This window comes from Rhodococcus quanlei, from assembly GCF_055231015.1.
In genome coordinates, this window is sequence record NZ_JBUYWD010000022.1 from 71,896 (window position 1) to 95,233 (window position 23,338).

Below are 23,338 nucleotides of genomic sequence, written 5' to 3' on the forward strand. Positions count from 1 at the left end.
AGGGTCGACGATGATCGACGTCCGAGACTTGAAGTGGAGCTTCCGCGTCGCCGATCGCGCGAGTCTGCGAGGTGTGGACCTGCTGGTGCCACCGGGCCAGACTCTGGCCCTGTGCGGGGGAAGCGGCTCCGGTAAGAGCACCCTGCTGCGCGCGTGCAGTGGACTGGTTCCGCATCTACACGACGGGCATCTGTCCGGGTCGGTGTGCATTGCCGGCATCGATGTCGCGACCGCCAGGTTCGGGCACCTGGGCCGACGCATCGGCGTGGTATCTCAGCACCCTCGCCGTCAGTTCTTCGCCGATACCGTCATCGACGAACTCGTCTTCGCGTCGGAGAACTTCGGTATCGAGTCTTCACAGATCGCTGCGAACCTCGATACCGTCGTGAGGCAGCTGTCGTTGGCACCGTTGCTGTATCGACGGTTGTCGACACTCTCCGGGGGTCAGCAGCAACGGGTGGCGATCGCGGCCTCGCTGGTTCACCAGCCCGACCTGCTACTCCTCGACGAGCCCACCTCGAATCTGTCGGCCTCCGCAGTCAGCGAGGTACTCGATGCCCTAACCGCCGTCAAGGCCACCGGCACCACGATGGTGATCGCCGAGCACCGGCTGAATACCATCGCCACGATCACCGATCGTCTCATGGTGATCTCCGACGGGGTCGTAGAGCGGGAGTGGAACCCCTTTCTCCCAACAGCGATCCACGACGGTGAGTTGGCTGCGCACGGTGTGCGGTCACTGTCGGTGCCGGCTCCGACGATTCCGTCGGCCATCGCGTGGGGTGCCGGAGTCGTCGGATCTGCGGGCTCCGTATCCGAACCACGGCCGGGCGTGACCGTCCGGGATCTGACCTGCACAGCGGACGGCAGACCCATCCTCGACCTCGAGTACGCGGAGTTTCCGCGGGGTGCGGTGACGGCGGTGGTCGGCGAGAACGGGGCAGGAAAATCGACGCTACTGCGAGTGCTCGCCGGACTCCAGCGTCATCGCGGCCGAGTCGATCTGGACGGGGCCGTGGTCTCACGCCGTCGACGGCGCGCACTGACGGCGATGGTCCATCAGGACGCGGGCCGTCAGTTGTTCTTCGCGTCCGTCGCGAGCGAGATAGCAGAGTTCACGACAGGGATCTCCCCGGAGTCGGTGGCCGAGGTCCTCGACCGCTTCGGTCTGGGCTCCATGGCAGATCAACATCCGCTGGCACTGTCTGGTGGCCAGCAGCAACGCCTGGCGATGGCCGCGACCAGCTCGAGTGACCGTGACGTGCTCCTCTTCGACGAGCCCAGCTCCGGGGTGGACCGACGAAATCTGGACGCACTGGTCCATGTGATGGTCGAAGCCGCGCGACGAGGCGCCGTCGTCGTCTTGGTGACCCACGACGACGACCTGCTCGCTCGTACTGCCGATCGTCGACTGGAGCTAACGGCACCGTCCAACTGATGGAAACGCGGCCGCGGTCACTCACACGCGGGCGCGCAGCAGTTCGGATCGAGCACCAAACGAAGCGCGTCGAGGCATTCGGGACGAGCACTGTAGAAGACGTTCATCCCCCTACGGGTGGACGCCACCATGCCCGTCTTCTTGAGCTGACCGAGGTGATGACTCACCGTCGATTCGCGCAAGCCCACACCTTCCGCCAAATCGCAGGTGCAGGCCTCGCCGCCGTCCGCCGCCAGCAGCATCGACATCAGCCTGATCCGAACCGGGTCGGCCAACGCCTTCAAGCGCAGCGCAATCTCCAGAGCCGCCTCATCCGACACCACCCCCGCAGACACGGGGGAACAACAGATCGGCGAGTTCATATCCACTACCGGCAGTGTCTTGGGCATACCCCGATAGTACCCACTTATTGACATATGTCGAAAAGGTGCCATTCTGAATCTGTCAGTAATTCGATATATGCCACACAGGAGCAGTCATGTCACGCACTCAACTTGCACTGAACGTCGACAACCTGGACGAGTCGGTCGAGTTCTACTCGAAGCTGTTCGGCACCCAACCGGCCAAGCTCGAGCCCGGCTACGCCAACTTCGCGATTGCCGAGCCACCCCTGAAGCTGGTGCTGCTGGAGAACCCCGGCAAGGGCGGATCGATCAACCACCTGGGCGTCGAGGTGGAATCCAGCGAAAAGGTCCACAGCGAAATCGCTCGCCTGACCGACGAGGGCCTGTTCACGGACGAAGAGATCGGCGCCACCTGTTGCTTCGCCACCCAGGACAAGGTGTGGGTCACCGGCCCGGCCGGCGAGAAGTGGGAGGTCTACACCGTTCTCGCCGACTCCGACACGTTCGGTTCAAGCCCCCAGCACCCCGACCCCCAGCACGCCGACTCCGAGAATTCCGAGGCCGGAACCTGCTGCGGCACGGCCAACGCAGACAAAGAACCGGCAGGCTCATCCTGCTGCTGAACCGCCGGAACTGATGGTGTGCGCCCGAGTCGGGGGCGCACACCATCGGCGTTACGAGGCGAGCTCGGAGATGAGCGCTTCGACTTTCGCCTTGATCTCGTCACGGATCGGCCGCACGGACTCGATGCCCTGACCAGCAGGGTCTTCGAGTACCCAGTCCCGGTAGCTCTTGCCGGGGAAGACCGGGCAAGTATCACCACAACCCATGGTGATCACCACATCGGAAGCCTCGACCGCGTCGACGGTGAGGATCTTCGGAGACTGATCCGAAATGTCGATCCCCAACTCGTTCATGGCTTCGACGGCTGCAGAATTGATGGTCTCGGCCGGAGCGGAACCTGCGGAACGGACCTCGATCCGATCCCCCGCAAGGTGGGCGAGGAATCCAGCGGCCATCTGAGAACGACCCGCGTTGTGGACACAGACGAACAACACACTCGGCTTCGTGGACATGCAAAGGCCTTTCTTCAGGCGCGGTCGGATTGGGCGGCGGACTCAGCGGATTGAGTGAATCGTTTGCGGAGCGCCAGGGACACGTACACGAGGCCGACCAGGACCGGCACCTCGATCAGCGGTCCCACGACACCCGCCAACGCCTGTCCGGACGTGACGCCGTAGGTGGCGATCGCGACGGCGATGGCGAGTTCGAAGTTGTTGCCCGCTGCGGTGAACGCGAGTGTGGTGGTGCGTTCGTACCCGAGGCCCATCGCCGCGCCGAGGGCGTAGCCGCCACCCCACATGATCGCGAAGTACGCCAGCAGCGGGATCGCGATCCGCACGACGTCGAGCGGCTGCGACGTGATCTGCTCACCCTGCAGAGCGAAGAGGATCACGATCGTGAACAGCAATCCGTACAGCGCCCAGGGGCCGATCTTCGGGATGAACGTGCTCTCGTACCAGGCGCGACCCTTGGCCTTCTCGCCGAAGTGACGAGTGAGAAAGCCCGCGAGCAACGGGATGCCGAGGAAGATGAGCACCGACTTCGCGATCTGCCACGGCGACGCCTCGATGGTGGTCTGTTCCAGTCCCAGCCAGCCCGGCAGGACCGAGAGGTAGAACCAGCCCAGGACGGCGAACATGATCACCTGGAACACAGAGTTGATCGCCACCAGGACTGCGGCAGCCTCGCGATCACCGCAGGCAAGGTCGTTCCAGATGATGACCATCGCGATACAGCGAGCAAGCCCGACGATGATCAGGCCGGTGCGGTATTCGGGCAAGTCCGGAAGCAGCAGCCAGGCGAGCGCGAACATCAGGGCCGGACCGAGAACCCAGTTCAGCACCAGCGAGCCGAGGAGAAGTTTGCGGTCTCCGGTGACGGTGTCGAGTCGGTCGTAGCGCACCTTCGCCAAGACCGGGTACATCATGATCAGCAGGCCGAGGGCGATCGGCAGCGAGATGCCGTCGATCTCCACGGCGCCGAGCGCGTCGCCCAGGCCGGGGATCACCCTTCCGAGGAGCAGGCCCGCGGCCATGGCGACGCCGATCCAGACCGGCAGGAACCGGTCGAGGGTGGAGAGTTTGCCGACGACGGCAGGATGTTCCGTGGTGGTGGTTGCCTCACTCATGCGGGCACCTCCGACCCGCACGTCTCGGATGGCACCGCGACATCACCTTCGGTCAGCAGAACTGCCGACAACTGTTGCAGCGCGGAGGGGTTCACCCAGTAATACACCCAGCTCCCACGCCTCTCACAACCCAGCAGACCGGCGGCGCGCAGCACCTTCAGATGATGGGAGATGGTCGGCTGGGACAGGTCGAACGTGTCGGAGATATCGCACACGCAGGCCTCGCCGCCCTCATGGCTGGCCACCAGACTCAGAAGACGGAGACGAACGGGGTCGCCGAGAGCTTTGAACATGCGGGCCAGATCGCCGGCCCAGTCTTCGGTCAGGGGTTCGCGCGCCAGCGGCGAACAGCACGCCTCTTCGGGCGATGGATTCGACATGCATCGATATTGACAGATGTCGAATCAGGCGGCAAACCGAGCCGTCCTAGCCGAGTCCTAGTCGACGACCGTGCTGCGCCGCTCGAGTATCACGGTGTCGCGCCACACCCCGTCGAGCTGAGCGATGCGCTCACGGGTGCCGATGGTGCGGAAACCTGCCGCACGATGCACCGCAACCGATGCGCGATTCTCGGGGAAGATCGACGTCTGCAACGTCCACAGTCCACCTTTGTCGGCGTCGATCACTTGGGCACGCAGCAGAGCCTTGCCGACGCCGCGGCCACGCATCCCGTCCGCGATGTAGATCGACACCTCCGCCACCCCGGAGTAGATGGCCCGAGTCGAAACCGGACTCAGTACCGCCCACCCGACCACGACACCGTCGATCTCCGCGACCCACCGGTGCTTCGGCAACCACCGCGCGTCCAGTTCGTCCTGGGTGGGAACTTCCGTCTCGAAGGTGGCGTTGCGGGTGGCAATTCCCTCGCCGAAAATGCGGCGAACGGCATCCCAGTCGTCATCGCGCATCGGCCGGACGGTGACGTCGTCTGCAACCGACGGTAGGCCACTGACCAGGGCTGGCGATTCCTGAGAGCTCATCGACCCATCGTATCGGCGCCTACCTGCGTGGTGGACCTGCCTTGTGCGGCAGGCCCACCACGACTTCGTGCACTAACTTTTCGCCAGAATGCGTCGCCGCATCAGTTCCAGTCCCACGACGACGAACCCTGCGACCACCACGTGCATGAGCGCGAGCCCCAGCTTCGTCGCGACATCGGTGTCGGCAGACAGCGATCCGGCGATTGTGACCAGCGGCAGAGCGGCACCGATCACCTGCGCCACCCTGATCGTCCACACCCGGAAGTAGGACAGAAGTGCAGCGAGCGTCACGCCGATCAGCACTGGAATCCCGGCACTCATCGCCACACCGGTCACCCCTACCGCATGAACCGACTTCCCGTCCATCACCTCGAACGAGGCACCGAACGCGGTGAACAGCGCCCACACCAACACACTGAGGACCACCGCCCCCGCCGTCGCGAACGCAACCGCTTCCCAACGAGACAAGTTGCGTACGTACGGATGGGCTGACACGGAACGGTCGCCGGCCCCGGATTTATCGGCTGCCCCGGATTTATCGCCTGCACTGAGATTCGCTGTGGTAGACATTCGACTCTCCTCGGTTGGATTCACCTGCGCCTGTTCGCGGTGTCACACAACCGTGCAACCTCAACAATAGTTCAGGTCAAGAGTCGATCTGGTGTGCAAGCACGTTGATCACGGTGCCGCTCGGATCTTCGACGAAGAAACGGCGGATGCCCCACGGTTCGTCGGTGAGCGGGTATACGACACGTAGGCCGCGGCGCACGACCTCGTCGTGTGCCGCGTCGACTGCCGCAGGCGAACCGACGTCGACACCGAATTGTGGTCGCGGCTCTTCCGTCCCGCTCGGCGGAATAATGATCTGGGCGGTGGGGTTGGTGGGCGAGCACAATCCGAGCACGGGATCGTCCATCCCAACCTCGAGCCCGAGAACCTCGACGTAGAACTCTCGGGACGCGGCAATGTCGTCTCCACCTGCATAAGGAATGATTCTCTTTATCACCGCTTCAGGATCGCATCGCAGTTCACCGCACGCTTGGAAAAATGGGTGCTTGATGCAGCTGACTACTCCGGTGCGCGGCGAGTGTCGAGGGTCGGCGACAGTGCGCCTTCGAGGACAGTGATGTCACTGGTGGCGAGGGTAAATGCCCGCCGCGCGGCCTGGGTGACAAGCATCCGATCGAAGGGGTCCCGGTGTGTCCACGCGAGGGCGCCGGCCATGATCGCGTCGGCGGTCTCGATCGGTATCGTCTCGGCCCGCAGAACAGACATGTGCTGGTCCCATGCCGACAGCAGCGCGTGGCCACCGGGCAGCTTCCCGCTGTGGGTCTTGATCGCCACCTCCCAAGCGGACACTGCGGACACCATCAGCGCCGTCGAGGGCGCGGCCAGTATCTCGAGCTTGTCCGGTGCGACCTTCTCCGGCGCCGCAGTCAGCCACAGCAAAGCGTTGGTATCGAGCAGTACGGTGCGCTCGATCACTCCCGGCCCTCCCACAACTCCAAGTCCTCGCCGGCGAGAGGGGCATCGAAATCCTCCGGGATAGTGATCTTGCCGGCGAGCTGCCCGAAGGTGCGTGGCGTCGGGGTCGGCGGCGACAGAATCGCCGCCGGACGGCCGTGATTGGTGATCGTCACCGAACTTCCGGTTGCTTCCACCTCCGCGAGCAGGGCGTTGAACTTCGCCTTCGCCTCGGTGCTGCTGATGGACTTCATATCATGAATTCTACGCCCGAAACGCGAATTAAGACTAGTAGCACTAGTCCTACCGGTCATATGTGAACATCGCGTGAGTTTCACGCCACTCGAGTACGCTGCTCCGGTGAGGAAGAAACGGATCCGCGCAGGTTGGCTGCTCGTGACTCTCGTTCCCGTCCTTCTCGGTGCCTCGTGCAACCCTCAGTCTCACGCGCCGGAAGGTTTTACGAACCGGCCGCCACTCTCGAGCTGCGGTGAAGTGCGTACACACGGACCCAGTCCATCGCTGAACGAACAGTTTCCGCGGAGCGTGATCGACTGTTTGAACGTTGGCCGAGCCACCGGGGGCGCCGAGTACGCGCTCACTATGTCAACCACCGACGGCGATCCGATCACCACATACTTCCGTGTCACTCCGGGATCGGACGCTGTCGAACTTTTCGTCGACAGCACCGCAGACGAGTACGGCGGTGGATGGCAGCACAAGACCTGTCAGGTCGACACCGTCTCTGCGGAGTCGCTCCGAAACTGCCGGTACGCGGGCTAGAACTCCGTCACAGCACCAGCTTCCGTAGATCGGCAAGCCGCTCTGACGGGCGCCGTTTGGGACAGCTCGTGCACTTGCGTTCACGAGCTTCGTAGATCAGGCAGCACGACGCTCGCTTCGTGAAACATTTCGTCCGCCCGCCTCGCTCTACATCGACGAACCGTGGCATCGGCATCGGGGCACCGGCAGCCTGCATGGCGTCCACGAGACGTAGCGCGAAGTCCCTCCCGACGGCGCGATCGCCGCACGCATCACCTGCGTCGAGCGCACGGTTCGCCACCGAATCCGTGGCGATTGCCCACAACGGACGGGCCCGCACACCCGACGCCTCCCCCAGTGCGTCGATGAGCGCTGTAAGCGTCGACGTGAGCTCGGTCGCCACACTCGAAAGGCCCTCCCCTACCGGAAGAAACACCTCACTCGTCATACCGCCGAAGTAGCCGTCGGGACGCAGGAAAGCTGTCGCGTCCGCCAAGCGCGGATGCGCCGCGAACCCCGTGACGAGGGACGTGGCCACAGGGATTCCGGCCAGAGTCGAACTCGCCGAGTACCACCAGAGCGTTCCGTTCACGCGCGGGTCTGCGCTGCCCCAACGTCGCCCGGTATCGGCGACTCGTTCGGCCATCCACCCTGGGTCCACCATCATATCGGCAGGAAACGTTGCGACACCGGGGCCCGGCCGAACCTGATCGGCAATCGCCGGAACACGCTGCGCCGTAACGCCGTACACATCAATCATCGGCCAACCCCAGAATCTCCATCGACCGTCTCGGATGGGTGTGAACTCGGGCCTTGATCCCGAACACACCACCAAGCAGCGCCTCGTCGAGCACGTCCGCCGGCGGCCCATCCGCCACCAGGACGCCCCCGCTCATCACGGCCAACCGGTCACAGTATTCGACCGCCATCCGCAGATCGTGCATGGTGACGACGACCGCGAGACCGCTCGCGGCAAGATCTGCGAGAACCTTCATCACTGTCAACTGCTGGCGCAGATCCAGGTGGTTGGTGGGTTCGTCGAGGAGCAGTATCCGCGGCTGCTGCGCCAATGCTCGCGCAATCGAGACACGTTGCCGCTCACCCCCGGACAACGCTTGCACGTCACGCGAGGCCAGGCCGATCAGATCGACCCTGCGCAGGCATTCTTCGACAATGACGCGATCCGCCTCGGTCGGGCGATCGAGGAGGCCGCGATGCGGGACGCGGCCCAGTGCCACCGATTGCCGCACGGTCAACCCACCCGATGTGGTCGGCTCTTGGGTGCTGACACCGATCGTGGTGGCGAGAACCCGACGGCTGACGTGTTCGGTGTCCGCCCCTTCGACCCACACAGTCCCGCTGTGCGGACGCAACGCACGATAACCGCACCGCAACGCCGTGGTCTTCCCGGATCCGTTCGGCCCAACCAGGCCGAGGATCTCACCCGGACGTACCGAGAAATCGATCTCCCGAAGCACCTGGCGCGAGCCGAGCACCGCGGATACACGCTCGAGCGCGAGGGCACCCTTTCCGGGCACTTCTGCCGTCACAGTCTCGTCGATTGTCTGCGCCTCTTTGAAAGTCACTGCTCAGCCTTCCGATACTGGCGGTACAGCATCCATACGAAGATGGGTGCACCGATGAGTGCGGTGATGACACCAACCGGAACCTCCGTGTTCGACACGATCGTGCGCGCCACGGTATCGGCGATCACCAAGGCAATCGCACCGACGAGCATCGCCACTGGGAACAGCCGCACGGCCCGCGTGCCCACCAGATAACCCGCCAAGTGCGGAATCAGCAGTCCGATGAAACCGATACCGCCCGCCACGGACACCGCAGCGCCGGCCAGCAGCGAAACTCCGAGCAGTGACACGACGCGGAACCTGCGCACATTCATGCCGAGTGCGCTCGCGCCGTCGTCACCGGTCTTGAGCAGATCGGTGCGGTTCGCCCCGAGCAGCACCGCTGTGCCGACGAGCGCGAGAACGAGCCCGGGAAACATCGACGTGGACCAGCGGGAGCCGCCCAAACCGCCCGCCAACCAGTGCATCACGGCACTGAGCTCATTGTTTTCGGCCACCACCAGCAAGGTGAAGGTGATCAGCGCCGAGAAGACCTGCGCCAACGCGACTCCCACCAGAATGATTGCCGTGGGCTGCGGGTAGCGGCCGCCGATCGCCAGCGACAGAAACAACGGAATCATCGCACCGACGAACGCGGCCGCCGGAATCGTGAACGCTCCGAGTGCACCCGCACCGATGCCCAACACCATCACCAGAACGACACCGAAACCGGCACCCGAGGACACACCGAGCAGATAGGGGTCGGCGAGCGGATTGCGCGTCACCGCTTGAGCTACAGCACCCGCCAATGCCAGCGCGGCACCCACCACCGCAGCGGTGACGGCACGGGGCAGTCGTGAATCCATGACGATCGCTTCACGGGCATCGGACCACCACGTATCGAATCCGCCACCGGCGATCGCGTGCACGACGATGGCCCACACGTCACCGACGGGGATGTGCACGGAACCGAACGACACGGCCAGGCCCATCCCGAACAGCAAACTCACCGCGAGTGCGACCAGCAGTGCTCCGAAGCCGAACCGTCGGCGCCGGTACTCGACGGTTTCTTCTCCTGCTGTGTGCGAATCTCCTGCTGTGTGCGAATGTTCTCTTTCGAGTGTGCTCGTCACGACTGCGGCACCCGGTCAGGATGAAGCGCGTGCGCAATCGTTCGGGCGGATCGCAGCAACCGCGGGCTCTCGAAGAAGTCACTCAGTGGGACCACAACGAAGTGATCGTTGCGTACGGCGGGAGTCGTCATCATGATCGGCTGCGATTTCAGGAAGTCGATCTTCTGCTCAGCACTCTTGTCCCCGTAGTCGAGGACCACGATGGCCTCCGGGGCACGCTCCCCGATGGTTTCCCAGGTGGTGTCCGGATACGGCTTCTGCCCCTCCGAGAACAGGTTGATCGCACCCGCGTAGTCCGCGATCAACTGGCCGGCCCCCTCACCGCCGACGGTCATCGGAGCGTCTTCTCCCGAGTCGTAGAAGAAGGTAGGAACAGGCGGGGCCTCGCCGATCTGCTCCCGCAGCTTCGTCAACCCGTCGACCACCCGGTCGATGATCTTCTGTGCGGCCGCCTCTTCGCCGAGGATGCGACCCAACTGCGAGTAGTCGGTGCGCAGCAGATCGAGATCGGGGAATCCGGTGCCGCAGTACTCGGAGAACATGAAGGTGGGAATCCCCTTGCTCTCGAAGAATTCGCGGGATCGGCCCTCCTGTTCGTTGAACGCGCTCGTCATTCCGCCGACCACGAGGTCCGGGTCGAGGTCGAGGATCTGTTCGGAAGTGGGGTGCTGGTCCGACAAACTCGGAATCTGTGCGTACTCGTCCGCAAACTCGGGCAGTGGCGTGTCGTCGGCGTCCCCCATACCGACGATTCGGTCACCGACCCCCATCTCGATGAGCACCTCGGTGACATGACTGTCCATGGACACGATCCGTTGCGGCGGCGCCTCGAATTCCTGGGTGCGATCACAGTTGGTGATCGACACCGGCTCGGCGAAGGGTTGCGCGGACGCGGCATCGGCCACGCCGTCACCGCGGGAACAGCCACCGACCAGAAGAGCAGCGGCCAGAACGATCACACCACCACGGGGGAACGACAACAAACGCATGTAAACCTCATTGCGGGCTCAGAGCCACGAACAACGACCAGCTCACCCCACCGCGCACCGCGGCGGCGCGGGCAGGACTCCGTTTCGTAGACCACGACGAACAGGGGGTCACACACCGTCCGACGGGTAATCGGGCTCGTGACCGACCGTGGTCGACCACCTACCGTTGCGGGTCAGCGCCGGATTCGGACCGGCTTCCCCCATCGAATGGCTGCACGTGCGCTGTCGAGTATGCCCGATTGCTCGCGACGTCCTGCGGGGAGATCCCCGTCACGCTCACACCCCATCCGCCCCACCCGCATTACAGTCGACAAGGTCGCAACCGCGCCGATAGATCCGGGGAGAACGCATGACACGTTGGGCATCGCTAGTCGTCACACGAAAATGGTGGGTGTTGATCATCGCCGTTCTCGCGGTGGTGGTGAGCGGTGTATGGGGCGCCGGCGTGTTCTCGAAGCTCAGCCAGGGTGGGTTCGTCGACCCGAACAGTGAATCCGCCGAGGTCGCTCGCATCGTCGAAGACACTCTGGGCCCCCAGACGCCGAGCATCATCGCGATCTACACGCCCCCCGAGGGCGAGACCGTCGAGGATATCGGGCCCGCGGTCACCGCGAATCTGACCGAGTTCAGCAGCGAAGTACCCACGCACTCGGTCACCTCCTATTGGACCGCAGATCCGATGACGAAACCGTCGATGCTCTCCGAAGACGGCACCATGGCGTCGGCAGCGATCACCGTCGATCCGGACGCCGACATCAACATCGCCAATTTCAACGACCTGCTTCCCAAACTGGAGGTCGAGGGCGTCGACGTCCAGTTCGCCGGCAATTCGACGGTCGGGGTCTCCTTCAACAACCACCTGCAGAGCGACCTCGTCCTTGCCGAAGCCATTGCCCTACCGATCACCCTCGTGCTGCTGGTGTTCATCTTCGGCGGCCTGGTCGCCGCAGCAGTCCCGGTCTTCGTCGGCATACTCTCGATTCTCAGCGCCCTGGCCACATTGCGCGCACTGACGCTGTTCACCGACGTCAGCACGTTCGCCATCAACGTCGCGTCGCTGCTCGGACTGGGACTCGCCATCGACTACGGGTTGTTCGTCGTCGGGCGGTTCCGCGAGGAACTCGATGCGGGTGCCTCGCCGATCGAGGCCACCCGGCGCACCATCCTCACGGCCGGACGCACTGTCGCGTTCTCAGGACTACTGCTGATCTGCGCGTTCTCCGGCATGCTCGTGTTCCCGCAGGACGTGATCAAGTCGCTCGGATTCGGCGCGATCGCGGCCGTGGTCGGTGCCGCAGTCCTGTCACTGACGGCAGTTCCCGCCCTGCTGGCGATCCTGGGGCACCGCATCAACGCACTGAGCTGGCGTAAAGGCGCAGCTCAGCGGGGTGAAGAACGGGCCCGCAAGTTCTGGGGCACCGTCGTGACCCGCGTTATGGGTAAGCCGATCGCCGTCGCCGTCACGATCGTCATCGGCCTCCTGGTGCTGGCCGCTCCCCTGACGAAAGCCACCCTCGGCGAGGTCACGTACACCGCTCTGCCCGAAGGCGACCCGGCGCGCGTGGCCACCGACGTCCTCGTGAACGACTTCCCCACCACCGGAAACGGTGCGACCGTCATCCTGCGCGGGACGGACGGCACCGCCCCGACTCCCGCGGACGGACAGGCCGTTGTCGAGTCCGCGAGCGATATCGACGGGGTCGGTCAGGTGACGCTGGTCGGGTCGAATGCCGAGTTCGCGGCCGTTCAGGTGACGTATTCGGAAGGTGCCGACGGCGACGAGCAGAGCAGTGTCGTGTCGAGTCTGCGCGCACTCGAGCCACCGGCAGGGACCGAACTTCTCGTCGGCGGTGGGCAGGCCACGGTGGACGACAGCAACGCCGCGATCACGGAGTGGTTGCCAGTGATGGTGGCGATCATGGTGATCTCGACTCTCATCCTGTTGTTCCTCGCGTTCGGGTCGATCGTGTTGCCGATCAAGGCGGTGTTGATGGCCGGCATCAGCCTCGCCGCCACCTTCGGTGTGCTGACGTGGGTCTTCCAACTCGGACACGGCGCCGAACTGCTCAACGTGAGCCCGTCTGATCTCGAACCGACGTTCGTGGTGCTCATCATGGCTGTGGTGTTCGGTCTCTCCACGGACTACGAGGTGTTCTTGATGTCGCGCATGGTGGAAGCCCGCGCCGAAGGAGCGTCCACCGAGGAAGCAGTGAGGTTCGGCGCAGAACGCACCGGACGCATCGTCACTGCGGCAGCCTTGCTGCTCATGATCGTGACGGGGGCGTTCGCGATCTCCGGTCTGTCGGTCATGCGGTTCCTCGGAGTCGGCATGATCGTCGCCCTCATCGTGGATGCAACAGTGGTGCGCATGCTGTTGGTGCCGTCGTTGGTCAAGCTGATGGGTGAGGCGAACTGGTGGGCGCCGGGATGGATGAAGCGCCTGCACGAGAAAGTTGGCATCGGACACTAGCCGCCAAACTTACCCCGGAGTAAGTTCAGGTCATGGCGACGTACATCGTGACCGGCGGAACCGGATTTCTGGGCCGCAACGTACTGGCCGAACTGCTGCGGCAGGACGAGAACGCCCACGTCCATGTCCTCGTTCGGCCAGGCTCGGCGGAGCGTTTGGCTGCGATCGCACAGCTGTTTCCGGGCGGCGACCGGATCGAGCCGCTCGTCGGAGACCTGACCGAACCGAATCTCGGTGTCGAGAATCCACCCGCAGCCGAGCACGTACTTCACCTCGGCGCGATCTACGACCTGACGGCCGGCGAGGAGCAAGCCGACACGAACGTGCGTGGCACCCGCTCGGTGATCGAGTTGGTGCGGCGGTTGGGCGCCACCCTCCACCACGTGTCGTCCGTTGCGGTGGCGGGCGACCACCGCGGCCATTTCGACGAGGACGACTTCGATCTCGGTCAAGGCTTTCCCACCGCGTATCACCGCACGAAGTTCGAGGCCGAGAAACTCGTCCGAGAGGCGGGGGACATTCGCACCCGCATCTATCGGCCCTCTGCGGTGGTCGGTAGTTCGGTGACAGGCGAGATCGACAAGATCGACGGCCCCTACTACATGTTTCCCGCAATCGCGGCGTTGTCGAAACTCCCGACCGCATTGCCTCTCCTCATACCGGACCTGGGCACCACCAACGTCGTTCCCGTCGACTATGTGGCGCGGGCGCTCGTGCAGTTGATGACGCAGCCCGACCTCGACGGCCGGACCTTCCACCTGGTCAACCCGAAGCCACAGCCGATTCGTGAGATCTACTCGGCACTCGCAAAGGCTTGCGGCGCTCCACGTCCCGTTGCGGAGGTACCGCGCAGCCTTGTTCGCCCCTTCATGGAACCGACGTCGATCGGGCCGATCGATGCCGGGCGCGCATTCGCACTGAAAGCGATCGGCATTCCACCCGCATTGCTCGGCACCATGACGCTGCCCGCCCTCGGCAGCGAAGCGACACGGAACGCATTGAACGGCAGTGGCATCGACGTACCCGAGTTCGGCGAGTATGCGGCGACCCTATGGGGGTACTGGCGCGAGCACCTCGACCCCGACCGCGCGCGACGCGACGACCCGCACGGGCCGCTGGTGGGGCGCCGCGTCGTGATCACGGGGGCCTCGTCGGGAATCGGCCGCAGTTCCGCCCTGGCGATTGCCCGCAAAGGTGCGACCGTGCTGCTCCTCGCACGACGGGCGGACGAATTGGCGGCCGTGGTCGAGCAGATCCGTGCCGACGGTGGGAGTGCGCACTGCTACCCATGCGACATCACCGACAGCGAATCGGTCGACCGGACAGTGGCTACCATCCTCGACGAACACGACCACGTGGACATGTTGGTGAACAACGCCGGCCGGTCCATCAGACGCGGGATTTATCACTCCACCGACCGACTGCACGACTACGAGCGGACCATGGCGGTCAACTACTTCGGCGCCGTGCGGATGATCCTGGCCCTACTCCCCCAGATGCGGGCACGACGCTTCGGACACATCGTGAACATCAGCAGCGCCGGAGTGCAAGCATCCACGCCACGCTTCTCGGCATACGTGGCCAGCAAATCCGCCCTCGACGGATTCACCAATGTCGCTGCAGCAGAAACCCTGTCGGACGGAATCACCTTCACCACCATCCACATGCCGTTGGTGCGTACGCCCATGATCGCACCGACAGCCCAGTACAACGCCGGGCCGGCGGCGAGCCCGGAGGACGCGGCCCGCACGGTGGTACGCGCCCTCGTCGAACGCCCGAAGCAGATCGACGCACCACTCGGAACACTCGGTGAGTTCGGATCCTTCTTCGCGCCACACACCAAAGACCTGATGCTCCACCAGTTGTACAAGATGTTTCCGGATTCACCGGCGGCCCGTGGCGAACAACCGGCAGACGCGAGTCCGCGCAAGCCCACGAAGCGGGGTAGCACCATCCCTACCCCACCCCTGCTCGGGAGCGTCGGCCGGCGGGTGGGCAACCTGATCCCCGGCGTGTACTGGTGACTGTCTAGTGGTGACGTGTCAGCTCGTGCACGTCGCGAGCCACGAGCGGCCTGACGGCCTTCGGCACCGCACCACAACTCGCAGGGCGAGGTGGCAGCTCCACCTCGTCGATATCCACCGACCACTGGCGACCGTCCGTGTGGACCACCGTGTCGCCGACGACGCTCAGCCCGTTCACACCGGCGTCCACCCGCTCACGAACCGCCATCTCCGCGACCTGGCCACGCGGATTCCACACGCTACGGCCACGTAATCCTTCGAGTTGCACCTCGCCGCGGCCGGCCGCCTGCATCGCCGCAACGCTTGCGGCGTCACCGAGCCGGCCATACGAATAGCCGCTGGGTAGCAGAATCATCGACGGTGCGAATCGGTGTCCCCCAGTGTGCGAGCACTCCCACACGCCCCCACCGAACTCTGCGCCGTCGAACTCTGTGGCCAGGGCGGCAGCCACCGGGCGGCCGAGCACGGCACAGCACTGGTCACGCTTGCCGTGCGCACACACCAACGCGATCGGGCCGTCCACACGAGCACCGATTCCGGGCGCATCACCGCCGACGAGAGAGAAGTCCACGTCGAGCAGCTCCGCAGGCTCTGAAACTTCCAGTCGCTCACACCACGATCGGTTCGGGTGCGATTGCGCGAGCAAGACAGTGTGCGCGGGACGCTCCGGATTTCCCCCGGTCAGTGTGCTGCGGCCCGGGCGTCTGATGAACATGATCCGAACCCCGGCAGCGTCGGCGCGGACACGCAATGCTTCGGCCAGGTCGGTCCCCAGCGCCGCCCCGTCCAGGACGTCCCGGCCCCAACCGCCGGGAAACTCCAGACACACCCAACCGCTGACCTGCGCTGCTGTACCGGCGAGCGGCTCGTCGCGCGCAGACATGGCGGAACACGTCGTCACCCCAGCTTCCATCACGACGACATTCTGTCAGTCGTGGAACTTCCGCCTCTCGGCGAGTTGTTGCACGAACTTCTCGATCCGGCGTGCGCGGGTTTCCGCCCGCTTGGCGTCCTGTAGTCGGTAGAAGATGGCATATCGGTTCTGACTGTTCAAGGTTTCGAAGAAGGCAGCCGCCTCCGGGCTGCGGGACAAGGCCTCGAGGAAGCCGTCGGGCACCTTCGCGTTCTTCGGCCCCTTGTAGGCCCGGTCCCAGTAGGCCCGGTCCCAGTAGGCCCGGCCCCAGCGACCGTATGCCTTGGTTCGTTCGACCTCTGATCCAGCCGAAGCGCAAAGCGACTTCGAGTACCTGCACATAATCGATGGACGTATGGGCGGACGACTTCTTCGCCATCTTCAACTCGAGCCCTGGCGACGAATCGTGATGTGCCATCATCCAGGAACAAAACTCGGCCTGGTCGGCGAACAGCTCGACGGGCAGATCCGACGGTGACTGCCATCGCCTCAGCGTCGCGGTTCCCAGCGGAAGAGTGCGCGGGCCAGCAGGAAGGCGACCGCCACCCAGCCCAGCGTCGGGAGCAGGAGCATCAGATTCTCGACGAGTTCTCCAGTTCCGTTCCACGCGTTGATGTTGAGCTCGGTGGCCGCACCGCCGGGGAGCAGTCGTTTGAGCCAACCCAGGCTCTCGGTACCGGTGATGCCCACCCAGAACGCGACAGCAGAGGTGCCCATCGTGATGGGAAGGGTCGTGACCTGGGCGTGCTCGGGGGAGTTGGTGATTCCGGCGGTGGCCAGCGCGAGCCCGACCATCATCAGCACCAGCGTGAGTCCTGAGACGATCAACAGCGGGATGTTCGCCGGCGCTGCATCGACGTAGGCGAGCACCCCGAGGACCGCGGTGACCTGCACGATGCCGATGATGGCCGGCGGGCCGACGATGCCCGCGAGCGCGCCCGGGTCGCTGACCGCCGTGGAACGCAGGCGTTTGAGGAACAGGGTCTGACGGCGGGTGGCCAGGGTCGTCACGGCGGTGGAGTAGAGGCCCATACTGATGAGGATCATCATGAAGAAGCCGGCCAGGAGCCCGATCCCGGTGGGGGCCTGCACAAAGGTCTCCCGCTGCGCGATGAAGAGCAGGCTGAGTCCGAGGGGGATGACGGTGGCGCTGAAGAACACCATTCGATTGCGGTAGATCTGGAGGAATTCGCTGCGGGCGATGGAGAGCATGATGTGAAGTCCCTTGGGTGTCGTGGCGAGCGGGTGTGTTCTAGTTCCGGGTGATCGAACGGAAGATGGTGTCGAGGCGGGTGGGTCCCGATTCGAGGCCGCCCAACTCGATTCGTTGTTCGCCGGCCCACGCCAACAGCGCGTGGAGATCGCGCTGCATCTCGTGGGTCTCGATCAGGTAGCCGCCGTCGGCAGTACTCGTGGCGTGTATCGGTAGCGGTCGGGCGCCGCCGGGGAGAGTGAAGCGGATGGTGCCGGGCAGTGTCCGGGTGAGCTCGGCGACGGTGCCCTCCATGTGGAAGGTCCCCTCGTGCATGAGCCCCACACGGTCGGCCCGCTGCTGGGCCTCCTCCAGGTAGTGGGTGGTCAGCACCACCGTGGTGCCGTTCTCACGGAGTCTGTCCACCGAATCCCAGAGGGCGTCCCGGGACTGGATGTCGAGGCCGGTGGTCGGCTCGTCCAGGAAGATCAACTCGGGTTCCCCGTAGACGGCGGTGGCGAAGTCCAGTCGACGCTTCTCTCCCCCGGAGAGCTGGCTGACCCGGGTGTCGGCTTTGGCGCTCAAGCCGACGAGGTCGAGTACCGTGTCCGGATTGTCCCGCCGTTTGGTCAGGCCGCCGATGAGGGCGACGGTTTCCAGGGCGGTCAGGTCGGGGGTGAACCCGCTCTCCTGGAGCATGATCCCCAGCTTGGGGCGGATGCTGCGGTCGAGTGGGCTCTGGCCGAAGACCCGGACGCTGCCGGACGTGGACTGCCGGTGCCCCTCGATGACTTCCAGGGTCGAGGTTTTGCCCGCGCCGTTGGTGCCCAGGAGCGCGTAGAGCTCACCCCGCCGGACCTGGAAGGAGAGGTCCTTGACGGCGTGGAAGTCCCCGTAGCGGACGGTGAGGCCGTCGACGTCGATGACAGTGTTCGATGTGGTCGTGTGTGGCATGACTCCATCCCATGCCACCGCGCCGGTGCGCGGTAGTGCGAGGGGGTCATGTCCCGGTATGACATTTCGTCACTGGTGCCGATCGTCGCCGACTGTCAGTGTTGACCTGTCAGTGTTGACGTCAACGCCTGAGTCGGCCGGGCGTAGACGGCAGGGCACCGACAGGCCGGCGGTCGAGGAGTGACGAAGTCAGGTGTCTTCCACAATCGAGGCAAGGCGGCGGATGCACCGCGCGACCGTGCTCACGGCCGTGATCGCGATCGCCCCCCTGACTCTGGTGATCGTGGCCATGACCTCGGAGAGTTGGCTACATGGCCTACTTCTCGGTGCCGGTCTGAGTGTCGCGTTCCTGGTCTTCTACGACTGGAAGGACGACCGCCCCCCGTCGGTCGTCAACGTGACCCTGGCTCTCGGGTTCTCCTACCTGGTGTGGGTCTTCTGCGTTGTCCGCGGCCTGAACCCGCTGGGCTTCTTCGGAATGGCTCTGCTCGGAGGGATCCTGGTACCCCGCGTCCCCGAGCGGCAGATCCCCGCCGTGATCGGCCTGGGGGGCCTGTCGTCGGTCACCGGCCTCCTGTACTTCGTGGACCACCCCTTCACCTGGTCGGACGTCGCGCTCTACGTCCTCATGCCCGGTGGTCTGACCGTCTTCATCGCGGCGGTGATCGTGACGTTGGAGCGGCACCGGATGATCCTGCTGGATCTCGAGCGGGCACAGTCGGCGGAGGCAGAGCTTGCGATCATGCGCGAGCGGGTACGGTTCGCCGGCGATCTCCACGACATCCAGGGCCACACCCTGCACGTAGTGAACCTCAAGGTGGCGCTCGCCCAGGAACTGTTGATGTCCGACCCCGAGCGGGCAGCCGCCGAACTGCGCGAGGTGTACGCCCAGGTCGAGGACACCATCGCGCGCTCCAAGGAGCTGGCGTACGGGCAACGCAGACTCAATCTCTCGGCCGAGCTCGAGAATGCCCGGAACCTCTTCGACGCGGCGGGTGTCCGGGTGGCCCTCGAACGTACGGGCGACGTCGAGGACGGGACCAGTGAGCTGCTGGGGCAGGTGCTGCGCGAGGCCACCACGAACATCCTGCGACATTCCCAAGCGACGCAGGTGAGAATCGCCGTGTCCGAGTCGTCGATCGAAATCACCAACGACGGGGCCGGGGCATCGTCGACGCCGGAGCTGAGCGGGCTGGCCGTGCTTGCCGACCGGCTCGTCACCAGTGGTGGCGAGCTCACCGTGAGGCAAGAGGACGGGCAGTTCGTCACGGCCGCGTCGTTCCCGGCCGGGTCGCACACCGGTGCGCGAGAGGAGCCGATCCGATGATCCGGGTCGTGCTGGCCGACGACGAGGCGTTGCTGCGCTCGGCCCTCGCGGCGCTCCTGCCCCGCAAGGCGAATATCAGCATCGTCGGCGAGGCACAGGACGGCGCCGAGGCGATCGACCAGGTGCTGGAGTTGGAGCCCGATGTGCTCGTGATCGACCTGGAGATGCCCGGGACCGACGGACTCGAGGCAGTCGCGGCCATCCAGCGACAGCGACCGGAGCAGACAGTTCTGATGCTCACCCGGCACGCCCGACCTGGGGTCCTGCGCCGGGCACTCAAGCTCGGAGTCCGGGGATTCGCCAGTAAGTCGGCCCGGCCCGAGCACATAGCAGAGGTCATCACCAGCCTCCACGAGGGTCAACGCTGGATCGACCCCGAGATCTCCGCCCGCGCAGTGATAGACGATTGCCCGCTGACGGACCGAGAACTCGACGTGCTGCGAGAGACCTACGCCGGGCACTCCGTCGCCGAGATCGCGGACATCCTCTACCTGGCCGAGGGAACCATACGGAACTACCTCTCACAGGCCATGCAGAAGACCCAGACCCGCAATCGCCGAGAGGCCGCCCGGTACGCACGCGAACGTGACTGGCTGTGAGGGAGTGCGCCTCCAATTTGCTCTCGCGGAACGACGAAAGAACGCGCTGTACGACCTCGTCGATCCGATACCCGACGACGTACCGTGATTCACCTCCATCCAGGTGCGAAACTGCGATTCGTCGTCGAACAGCACGGCGGGCAGATCCTGCGGCATGAACCGAACCTACCGACGGCGCAGTGCCTTCGCCCAGACTCGAACGAATCCTTGGGACAGAAATCCCAAAGTACCCAATGCCAGAACCCATTTCGTGACGCTCACCGTGGACGTCGTGCGCACGGTCGTGTCGGTGATGGCGTCTCGGTGGTCGAGGAGATACAACCCGACCGCGTTCTCGAGGTAGTCGCCGGCTGCCGACACAACCGGTGCGGCCATGAACACTCGGCGAGTCGTCGGCGACATCGGAGTCAGTTCGGCGAGCCGCTTCGTTCCGGTCCTCAAAGCAATCGCATAGATCGCCGGGTGCACGAAGTCCGGGTAGTAATGACTGCGATACCGCGCTGTCTCTTCGGCGTCCATCGTGTCGAGCACTTCGGTGTATGCGCGCGCCGAGAACGCGGTCTGCACCTCGAGCACTCGGGGTGCGGCCGGTCCCAGAAGCCGAGCAATGTTCGCCTGCGACAACGCGAACAGAACCGACCAACCGATCAGCTTGCGGTCGAGAGATGTGAACTGGTTAAACATCGTTCGATCCTGTCAGGCTTGGTCGGTGTGGCTCCCCTACCCCGCTGCGTCGGTCAGTGCGGCTGCGTCCTCCTCGCCGAACTTCTCCTCCAAAGTCTCCGGCGAATAATCCAGGTCGATCTCCTCGACCGGCCGACCGCGCGCAGACTCGATGGCCGACAGCCGCCGCTGAGCACGATCCGCCGCGTAGGTGATGAATTCCTGTTCGTCGAGACCGAACGGCTGCTCCTCGAACTGGTTGTTGACCCAATCGATCATGCCGAGCGCGAGCGGCATCAACTCGCCCATCCGCTCCTGCACGATGTTCCAGTTGCTGTCGTCCGCTGCCACATGCCTGCGGCAGGTGAACGTACCCCAGGCCATGTGGCGGCGCTCGTCGTCGCCGATCCTCTTGATGAGTTCCTGCATGCCCGGGAGAATCCCCCGAGTCGCGCACACCTTCTGCCAGGCGTAGTAGCCGGTGAGCGCGAGGCTGCCTTCGATGACATGGTTGTAGGTGACGCTGGCCCTGATCTGGTTGGCCGGGCTCGGATCGGTTTCGAGAACACCGAGCGATCCCGGCAGTTCCTCGTAGAACAACTGGCGGTAGTACGGGTTGTCGGCAACATACGGGTGCAGATCTCCGGTAAGGCCGACCGCGTCCATCCACAGGCGAAACACCTGAGTGTGCTTGGCCTCCTCGAAGCAGAACTGCGTCAGATACATCTCGTCGCCGAACCTGCCCTCGGCGGCCATTGCCTTCATGAACGGTTGAATGTCCTCGGTGACCGCTTCCTCTCCAGCGATGAACTGGGCGCACAGAAAAGTGGAACTGCGCTGCTGTTCGCTGTTGAGCTCGGCCCAGTCGGCCGCATCCTGAGTGAAGTCGATGTCGATCGGATTCCAGAACTTGGCGTTGCCCTTGGTGAAGAGCCGGAGTGGAAACGCGTCCCAGTTGAATCCCCCGGACCGAAGGGACGTGAACCCCTCCCTGCTGTGAGGGGGACTGTGCGGAGTAATGGCCGTCATTGTGTGCCTTCTTCCCGACGTGCAGAACCGCATGAGGCCGCCCTGCGATCTCTGCCTCCACGCTAGTCCCGATCGGCCTCTCTGAACTCCGATTCCACAGACTGATCGGTGTCCACCATCTCCGACATCAGGAACGGAATCGTGACAGCAGCGAACTCACGAAAACGGTCGCGGTGAATGCTGTGCCCACACGAGAAGGACTCGACGCGGCACTGCGGAATCGCCGCGACAAGCGCCTCGAGCCGCTGCGGATCGACCATTCCTCGCGGCCCGCCGCGAAGGAGCAACACCTGCGATCGGATGGCACTCAGCCCCTCCCACCACTGCGGGTCGGGACGCCGGAACTGTTCCATCGCCGTACCGGTCATGCTTCGGTCGAATGCGAACACCGCACGCGGGTGACGCACCAAGCTCGTGGTCGCGTGCCACAATTCCGGGACGGACGGGAGCCTGCCGGCGAAAACCTGTTCGGGATCTCCCGGCCGCAGTGGAATCGGCGCCTCCTCGACGACGATACGCCGAACCAACTTCCAGCGGCCCTGCGCAGCAACCGTCGCCGCGTGTCCGCCGAGCGAATGTCCCACCATGTCGACCCGATCGAACCCCAGTTCGTCACACAGACCCACCAGGTCCTCGCCGAACTCGGCGAAGCGATAGGACGCCGCGCGGGCACTACGCCCGTGCCCGCGCAGGTCCGGTGCAATCACACGCCGACCGTGTTCGGCCAATATCCGCGCGAATCGTTCCCAGGTACTGCTGTCGCCACCCATACCGTGCACGAGGACGACCGGGACATCCGCCGAATCCGCACCGAACTCGCGGTAGGCCATGTCGATGCCGGTACTGGTCCTCGTTGTTCTCACGAGTTCTCAGGGTAGGCGCAGATCCTCAGGAGCCCCAACCTCCATACGGCCGGGTGATGATCTCCATGTAGTTGCCCGACGGGTCGAGGAAGTAGACGCCCCGCCCACCGTCGTTGGTATTGATGGTGCCGGGTTCGGATCGGCGCGGGTCGGCCCAATGGTCTTGTCCGCGCTCGACAATCTTGCCGTAGATGCGATCGAAATCGTCCTCACCGACCAAGAATGCGTAGTGCTGCGGCGGGAAGTCGGTGGGCGGCTCGGCATAGTCGAGCGTCACTCCGTTATCGAGTGTCACCGCCAGGAAGTGCCCTGCCGGCACCGGTGACGGTAGGTCGAAGAGCTCGGTCAGAAACCAGGCCGATTCCTTCTTGTCACGCGCAGCGACAATGGTGTGATTGAACGAAATACTCATGTGTCCCCTTGGGATACGACGCCAGT

27 protein-coding genes, 1 pseudogene and 1 riboswitch are annotated in these 23,338 nt (G+C 64.5%); of the genes and pseudogenes, 7 read left to right on the forward strand and 21 right to left on the reverse strand.

Annotated elements, in window-relative coordinates:
* Positions 1-10 precede the first annotated feature (10 nt).
* Entirely contained in the window at positions 11-1,438 is a 1,428-nt protein-coding gene (locus ACZI8Q_RS16060; protein WP_463374560.1) for an ABC transporter ATP-binding protein, read from the forward strand.
* Between the two features lie 17 nt (positions 1,439-1,455).
* On the opposite strand, the gene ACZI8Q_RS16065 is transcribed toward ACZI8Q_RS16060, so the two are convergent.
* The gene (locus ACZI8Q_RS16065; protein WP_463374561.1) at positions 1,456-1,827 is read right to left on the reverse strand and encodes an Rv2640c family ArsR-like transcriptional regulator; all 372 of its coding nucleotides are present in this window, start codon (positions 1,825-1,827) and stop codon (positions 1,456-1,458) included.
* Positions 1,828-1,916: 89 nt separating this feature from the next.
* Here ACZI8Q_RS16065 and ACZI8Q_RS16070 point away from each other — a divergent pair, with 89 nt between their 5' ends.
* Positions 1,917-2,405 carry an ArsI/CadI family heavy metal resistance metalloenzyme gene (locus ACZI8Q_RS16070; RefSeq protein WP_463374562.1) on the forward strand — a complete coding sequence of 163 codons (489 nt, stop codon included), beginning with the start codon at positions 1,917-1,919 and terminating at the stop codon, positions 2,403-2,405.
* 51 nt (positions 2,406-2,456) lie between these two features.
* Here the strand turns inward: ACZI8Q_RS16070 and ACZI8Q_RS16075 are convergent, their stop codons facing one another.
* From ACZI8Q_RS16075 to ACZI8Q_RS16110, 8 genes and pseudogenes are all read right to left on the reverse strand, one after another.
* A complete protein-coding gene (locus ACZI8Q_RS16075; protein ID WP_463374563.1) occupies positions 2,457-2,858 on the reverse strand; it encodes an arsenate reductase ArsC in 402 nt (133 codons plus the stop codon).
* A gap of 14 nt (positions 2,859-2,872) precedes the next feature.
* The gene (gene arsB, locus ACZI8Q_RS16080) at positions 2,873-3,973 is read right to left on the reverse strand and encodes an ACR3 family arsenite efflux transporter (RefSeq protein WP_463374564.1); all 1,101 of its coding nucleotides are present in this window, start codon (positions 3,971-3,973) and stop codon (positions 2,873-2,875) included.
* Positions 3,970-4,353 (reverse strand): ArsR/SmtB family transcription factor, encoded by a 384-nt coding sequence (locus ACZI8Q_RS16085; protein ID WP_463374565.1) that lies wholly within the window; start codon positions 4,351-4,353, stop codon positions 3,970-3,972. The genes arsB and ACZI8Q_RS16085 overlap by 4 nt, the downstream gene beginning before the upstream one ends.
* 57 nt (positions 4,354-4,410) lie before the next feature.
* Positions 4,411-4,935 (reverse strand): annotated as a pseudogene (locus tag ACZI8Q_RS16090) (N-acetyltransferase family protein); the annotation flags it as partial.
* 90 nt (positions 4,936-5,025) lie between these two features.
* Complete coding sequence (locus ACZI8Q_RS16095) at positions 5,026-5,523, reverse strand: DUF6069 family protein (RefSeq protein ID WP_463374567.1); 498 nt, start codon at positions 5,521-5,523, stop codon at positions 5,026-5,028.
* A 76-nt stretch (positions 5,524-5,599) separates the two neighbouring features.
* Complete coding sequence (locus ACZI8Q_RS16100; RefSeq protein WP_463374568.1) at positions 5,600-5,959, reverse strand: VOC family protein; 360 nt, start codon at positions 5,957-5,959, stop codon at positions 5,600-5,602.
* A gap of 62 nt (positions 5,960-6,021) precedes the next feature.
* On the reverse strand, positions 6,022-6,438 hold the full coding sequence (locus ACZI8Q_RS16105) for a type II toxin-antitoxin system VapC family toxin (RefSeq protein WP_463374569.1): 417 nt from the start codon (positions 6,436-6,438) through the stop codon (positions 6,022-6,024).
* On the reverse strand, positions 6,435-6,671 hold the full coding sequence (locus tag ACZI8Q_RS16110; RefSeq protein WP_463374570.1) for a type II toxin-antitoxin system Phd/YefM family antitoxin: 237 nt from the start codon (positions 6,669-6,671) through the stop codon (positions 6,435-6,437). Before ACZI8Q_RS16110 ends, ACZI8Q_RS16105 begins: the two co-directional genes overlap by 4 nt.
* Before the next feature lie 349 nt (positions 6,672-7,020).
* Between ACZI8Q_RS16110 and ACZI8Q_RS16115 the strand changes: the two genes are divergently transcribed.
* Positions 7,021-7,200 (forward strand): hypothetical protein, encoded by a 180-nt coding sequence (locus tag ACZI8Q_RS16115; protein WP_463374571.1) that lies wholly within the window; start codon positions 7,021-7,023, stop codon positions 7,198-7,200.
* A gap of 7 nt (positions 7,201-7,207) precedes the next feature.
* Here ACZI8Q_RS16115 and ACZI8Q_RS16120 read toward each other — a convergent pair whose 3' ends face one another.
* The 4 genes from ACZI8Q_RS16120 to ACZI8Q_RS16135 all read right to left on the reverse strand — a co-directional run bounded on the left by ACZI8Q_RS16120 (position 7,208) and on the right by ACZI8Q_RS16135 (position 10,866).
* Complete coding sequence (locus tag ACZI8Q_RS16120) at positions 7,208-7,939, reverse strand: (2Fe-2S)-binding protein (RefSeq protein ID WP_463374572.1); 732 nt, start codon at positions 7,937-7,939, stop codon at positions 7,208-7,210.
* A complete protein-coding gene (locus tag ACZI8Q_RS16125; protein ID WP_463374658.1) occupies positions 7,932-8,717 on the reverse strand; it encodes an ABC transporter ATP-binding protein in 786 nt (261 codons plus the stop codon). Before ACZI8Q_RS16125 ends, ACZI8Q_RS16120 begins: the two co-directional genes overlap by 8 nt.
* A gap of 44 nt (positions 8,718-8,761) precedes the next feature.
* Positions 8,762-9,772 (reverse strand): FecCD family ABC transporter permease, encoded by a 1,011-nt coding sequence (locus tag ACZI8Q_RS16130; protein WP_463374659.1) that lies wholly within the window; start codon positions 9,770-9,772, stop codon positions 8,762-8,764.
* A 101-nt stretch (positions 9,773-9,873) separates the two neighbouring features.
* Positions 9,874-10,866, reverse strand: coding sequence for an ABC transporter substrate-binding protein (locus tag ACZI8Q_RS16135; protein WP_463374573.1), 993 nt, complete (start codon positions 10,864-10,866; stop codon positions 9,874-9,876).
* Positions 10,867-10,970: 104 nt separating this feature from the next.
* Positions 10,971-11,108: riboswitch (cobalamin riboswitch) on the reverse strand.
* Positions 11,109-11,215: 107 nt separating this feature from the next.
* On the opposite strand from ACZI8Q_RS16135, the gene ACZI8Q_RS16140 reads away from it, so the two are divergent.
* Complete coding sequence (locus ACZI8Q_RS16140) at positions 11,216-13,336, forward strand: MMPL family transporter (RefSeq protein ID WP_463374574.1); 2,121 nt, start codon at positions 11,216-11,218, stop codon at positions 13,334-13,336.
* Between the two features lie 32 nt (positions 13,337-13,368).
* A complete protein-coding gene (locus ACZI8Q_RS16145; RefSeq protein ID WP_463374575.1) occupies positions 13,369-15,360 on the forward strand; it encodes an SDR family oxidoreductase in 1,992 nt (663 codons plus the stop codon).
* Between the two features lie 4 nt (positions 15,361-15,364).
* Here ACZI8Q_RS16145 and ACZI8Q_RS16150 read toward each other — a convergent pair whose 3' ends face one another.
* The 4 genes from ACZI8Q_RS16150 to ACZI8Q_RS16165 form a co-directional block, all read right to left on the reverse strand.
* Complete coding sequence (locus ACZI8Q_RS16150; protein WP_463374660.1) at positions 15,365-16,273, reverse strand: sucrase ferredoxin; 909 nt, start codon at positions 16,271-16,273, stop codon at positions 15,365-15,367.
* A 15-nt stretch (positions 16,274-16,288) separates the two neighbouring features.
* A complete protein-coding gene (locus ACZI8Q_RS16155; RefSeq protein WP_463374576.1) occupies positions 16,289-16,615 on the reverse strand; it encodes a YdeI/OmpD-associated family protein in 327 nt (108 codons plus the stop codon).
* Positions 16,616-16,762: 147 nt separating this feature from the next.
* Positions 16,763-17,485: an ABC transporter permease gene (locus ACZI8Q_RS16160; RefSeq protein WP_463374577.1), complete on the reverse strand. Its 723-nt coding sequence runs from the start codon at positions 17,483-17,485 to the stop codon at positions 16,763-16,765.
* A gap of 40 nt (positions 17,486-17,525) precedes the next feature.
* Positions 17,526-18,419, reverse strand: a complete 894-nt coding sequence (locus tag ACZI8Q_RS16165) for an ABC transporter ATP-binding protein (protein WP_463374578.1) — start codon at positions 18,417-18,419, stop codon at positions 17,526-17,528.
* Positions 18,420-18,612: 193 nt separating this feature from the next.
* On the opposite strand from ACZI8Q_RS16165, the gene ACZI8Q_RS16170 reads away from it, so the two are divergent.
* Together ACZI8Q_RS16170 and ACZI8Q_RS16175 are read left to right on the forward strand one after the other, a co-directional pair.
* Positions 18,613-19,746 (forward strand): sensor histidine kinase, encoded by a 1,134-nt coding sequence (locus tag ACZI8Q_RS16170; protein WP_463374579.1) that lies wholly within the window; start codon positions 18,613-18,615, stop codon positions 19,744-19,746.
* Positions 19,743-20,345: a response regulator transcription factor gene (locus ACZI8Q_RS16175; protein ID WP_463374580.1), complete on the forward strand. Its 603-nt coding sequence runs from the start codon at positions 19,743-19,745 to the stop codon at positions 20,343-20,345. Before ACZI8Q_RS16170 ends, ACZI8Q_RS16175 begins: the two co-directional genes overlap by 4 nt.
* 165 nt (positions 20,346-20,510) lie before the next feature.
* Here the strand turns inward: ACZI8Q_RS16175 and ACZI8Q_RS16180 are convergent, their stop codons facing one another.
* The 4 genes from ACZI8Q_RS16180 to ACZI8Q_RS16195 form a co-directional block, all read right to left on the reverse strand.
* Positions 20,511-21,029: a hypothetical protein gene (locus tag ACZI8Q_RS16180; protein ID WP_463374581.1), complete on the reverse strand. Its 519-nt coding sequence runs from the start codon at positions 21,027-21,029 to the stop codon at positions 20,511-20,513.
* 36 nt (positions 21,030-21,065) lie between these two features.
* A complete protein-coding gene (locus ACZI8Q_RS16185) occupies positions 21,066-22,037 on the reverse strand; it encodes a R2-like ligand-binding oxidase (protein ID WP_463374582.1) in 972 nt (323 codons plus the stop codon).
* A gap of 62 nt (positions 22,038-22,099) precedes the next feature.
* Positions 22,100-22,867 (reverse strand): alpha/beta fold hydrolase, encoded by a 768-nt coding sequence (locus ACZI8Q_RS16190; RefSeq protein WP_463374661.1) that lies wholly within the window; start codon positions 22,865-22,867, stop codon positions 22,100-22,102.
* 58 nt (positions 22,868-22,925) lie between these two features.
* The gene (locus tag ACZI8Q_RS16195) at positions 22,926-23,312 is read right to left on the reverse strand and encodes a VOC family protein (protein ID WP_463374583.1); all 387 of its coding nucleotides are present in this window, start codon (positions 23,310-23,312) and stop codon (positions 22,926-22,928) included.
* Positions 23,313-23,338 lie beyond the last annotated feature (26 nt).

Excerpts from the sequence above, each read along its gene's own strand:
- ACZI8Q_RS16060 (WP_463374560.1), top strand. The coding sequence starts at position 11 with ATGATCGACGTCCGAGACTTGAAGTGGAGCTTCCGCGTCGCCGATCGC.
- ACZI8Q_RS16065 (WP_463374561.1), bottom strand. The coding sequence starts at position 1,827 with ATGCCCAAGACACTGCCGGTAGTGGATATGAACTCGCCGATCTGTTGT.
- ACZI8Q_RS16070 (WP_463374562.1), top strand. The coding sequence starts at position 1,917 with ATGTCACGCACTCAACTTGCACTGAACGTCGACAACCTGGACGAGTCG.
- ACZI8Q_RS16075 (WP_463374563.1), bottom strand. The coding sequence starts at position 2,858 with ATGTCCACGAAGCCGAGTGTGTTGTTCGTCTGTGTCCACAACGCGGGT.
- arsB (WP_463374564.1), bottom strand. The coding sequence starts at position 3,973 with ATGAGTGAGGCAACCACCACCACGGAACATCCTGCCGTCGTCGGCAAA.
- ACZI8Q_RS16085 (WP_463374565.1), bottom strand. The coding sequence starts at position 4,353 with ATGTCGAATCCATCGCCCGAAGAGGCGTGCTGTTCGCCGCTGGCGCGC.
- ACZI8Q_RS16095 (WP_463374567.1), bottom strand. The coding sequence starts at position 5,523 with ATGTCTACCACAGCGAATCTCAGTGCAGGCGATAAATCCGGGGCAGCC.
- ACZI8Q_RS16110 (WP_463374570.1), bottom strand. The coding sequence starts at position 6,671 with ATGAAGTCCATCAGCAGCACCGAGGCGAAGGCGAAGTTCAACGCCCTG.
- ACZI8Q_RS16115 (WP_463374571.1), top strand. The coding sequence starts at position 7,021 with ATGTCAACCACCGACGGCGATCCGATCACCACATACTTCCGTGTCACT.
- ACZI8Q_RS16120 (WP_463374572.1), bottom strand. The coding sequence starts at position 7,939 with ATGATTGATGTGTACGGCGTTACGGCGCAGCGTGTTCCGGCGATTGCC.
- ACZI8Q_RS16135 (WP_463374573.1), bottom strand. The coding sequence starts at position 10,866 with ATGCGTTTGTTGTCGTTCCCCCGTGGTGGTGTGATCGTTCTGGCCGCT.
- ACZI8Q_RS16140 (WP_463374574.1), top strand. The coding sequence starts at position 11,216 with ATGACACGTTGGGCATCGCTAGTCGTCACACGAAAATGGTGGGTGTTG.
- ACZI8Q_RS16145 (WP_463374575.1), top strand. The coding sequence starts at position 13,369 with ATGGCGACGTACATCGTGACCGGCGGAACCGGATTTCTGGGCCGCAAC.
- ACZI8Q_RS16150 (WP_463374660.1), bottom strand. The coding sequence starts at position 16,273 with ATGGAAGCTGGGGTGACGACGTGTTCCGCCATGTCTGCGCGCGACGAG.
- ACZI8Q_RS16155 (WP_463374576.1), bottom strand. The coding sequence starts at position 16,615 with ATGTGCAGGTACTCGAAGTCGCTTTGCGCTTCGGCTGGATCAGAGGTC.
- ACZI8Q_RS16160 (WP_463374577.1), bottom strand. The coding sequence starts at position 17,485 with ATGCTCTCCATCGCCCGCAGCGAATTCCTCCAGATCTACCGCAATCGA.
- ACZI8Q_RS16165 (WP_463374578.1), bottom strand. The coding sequence starts at position 18,419 with ATGCCACACACGACCACATCGAACACTGTCATCGACGTCGACGGCCTC.
- ACZI8Q_RS16175 (WP_463374580.1), top strand. The coding sequence starts at position 19,743 with ATGATCCGGGTCGTGCTGGCCGACGACGAGGCGTTGCTGCGCTCGGCC.
- ACZI8Q_RS16180 (WP_463374581.1), bottom strand. The coding sequence starts at position 21,029 with ATGTTTAACCAGTTCACATCTCTCGACCGCAAGCTGATCGGTTGGTCG.
- ACZI8Q_RS16185 (WP_463374582.1), bottom strand. The coding sequence starts at position 22,037 with ATGACGGCCATTACTCCGCACAGTCCCCCTCACAGCAGGGAGGGGTTC.
- ACZI8Q_RS16190 (WP_463374661.1), bottom strand. The coding sequence starts at position 22,867 with ATGGCCTACCGCGAGTTCGGTGCGGATTCGGCGGATGTCCCGGTCGTC.
- ACZI8Q_RS16195 (WP_463374583.1), bottom strand. The coding sequence starts at position 23,312 with ATGAGTATTTCGTTCAATCACACCATTGTCGCTGCGCGTGACAAGAAG.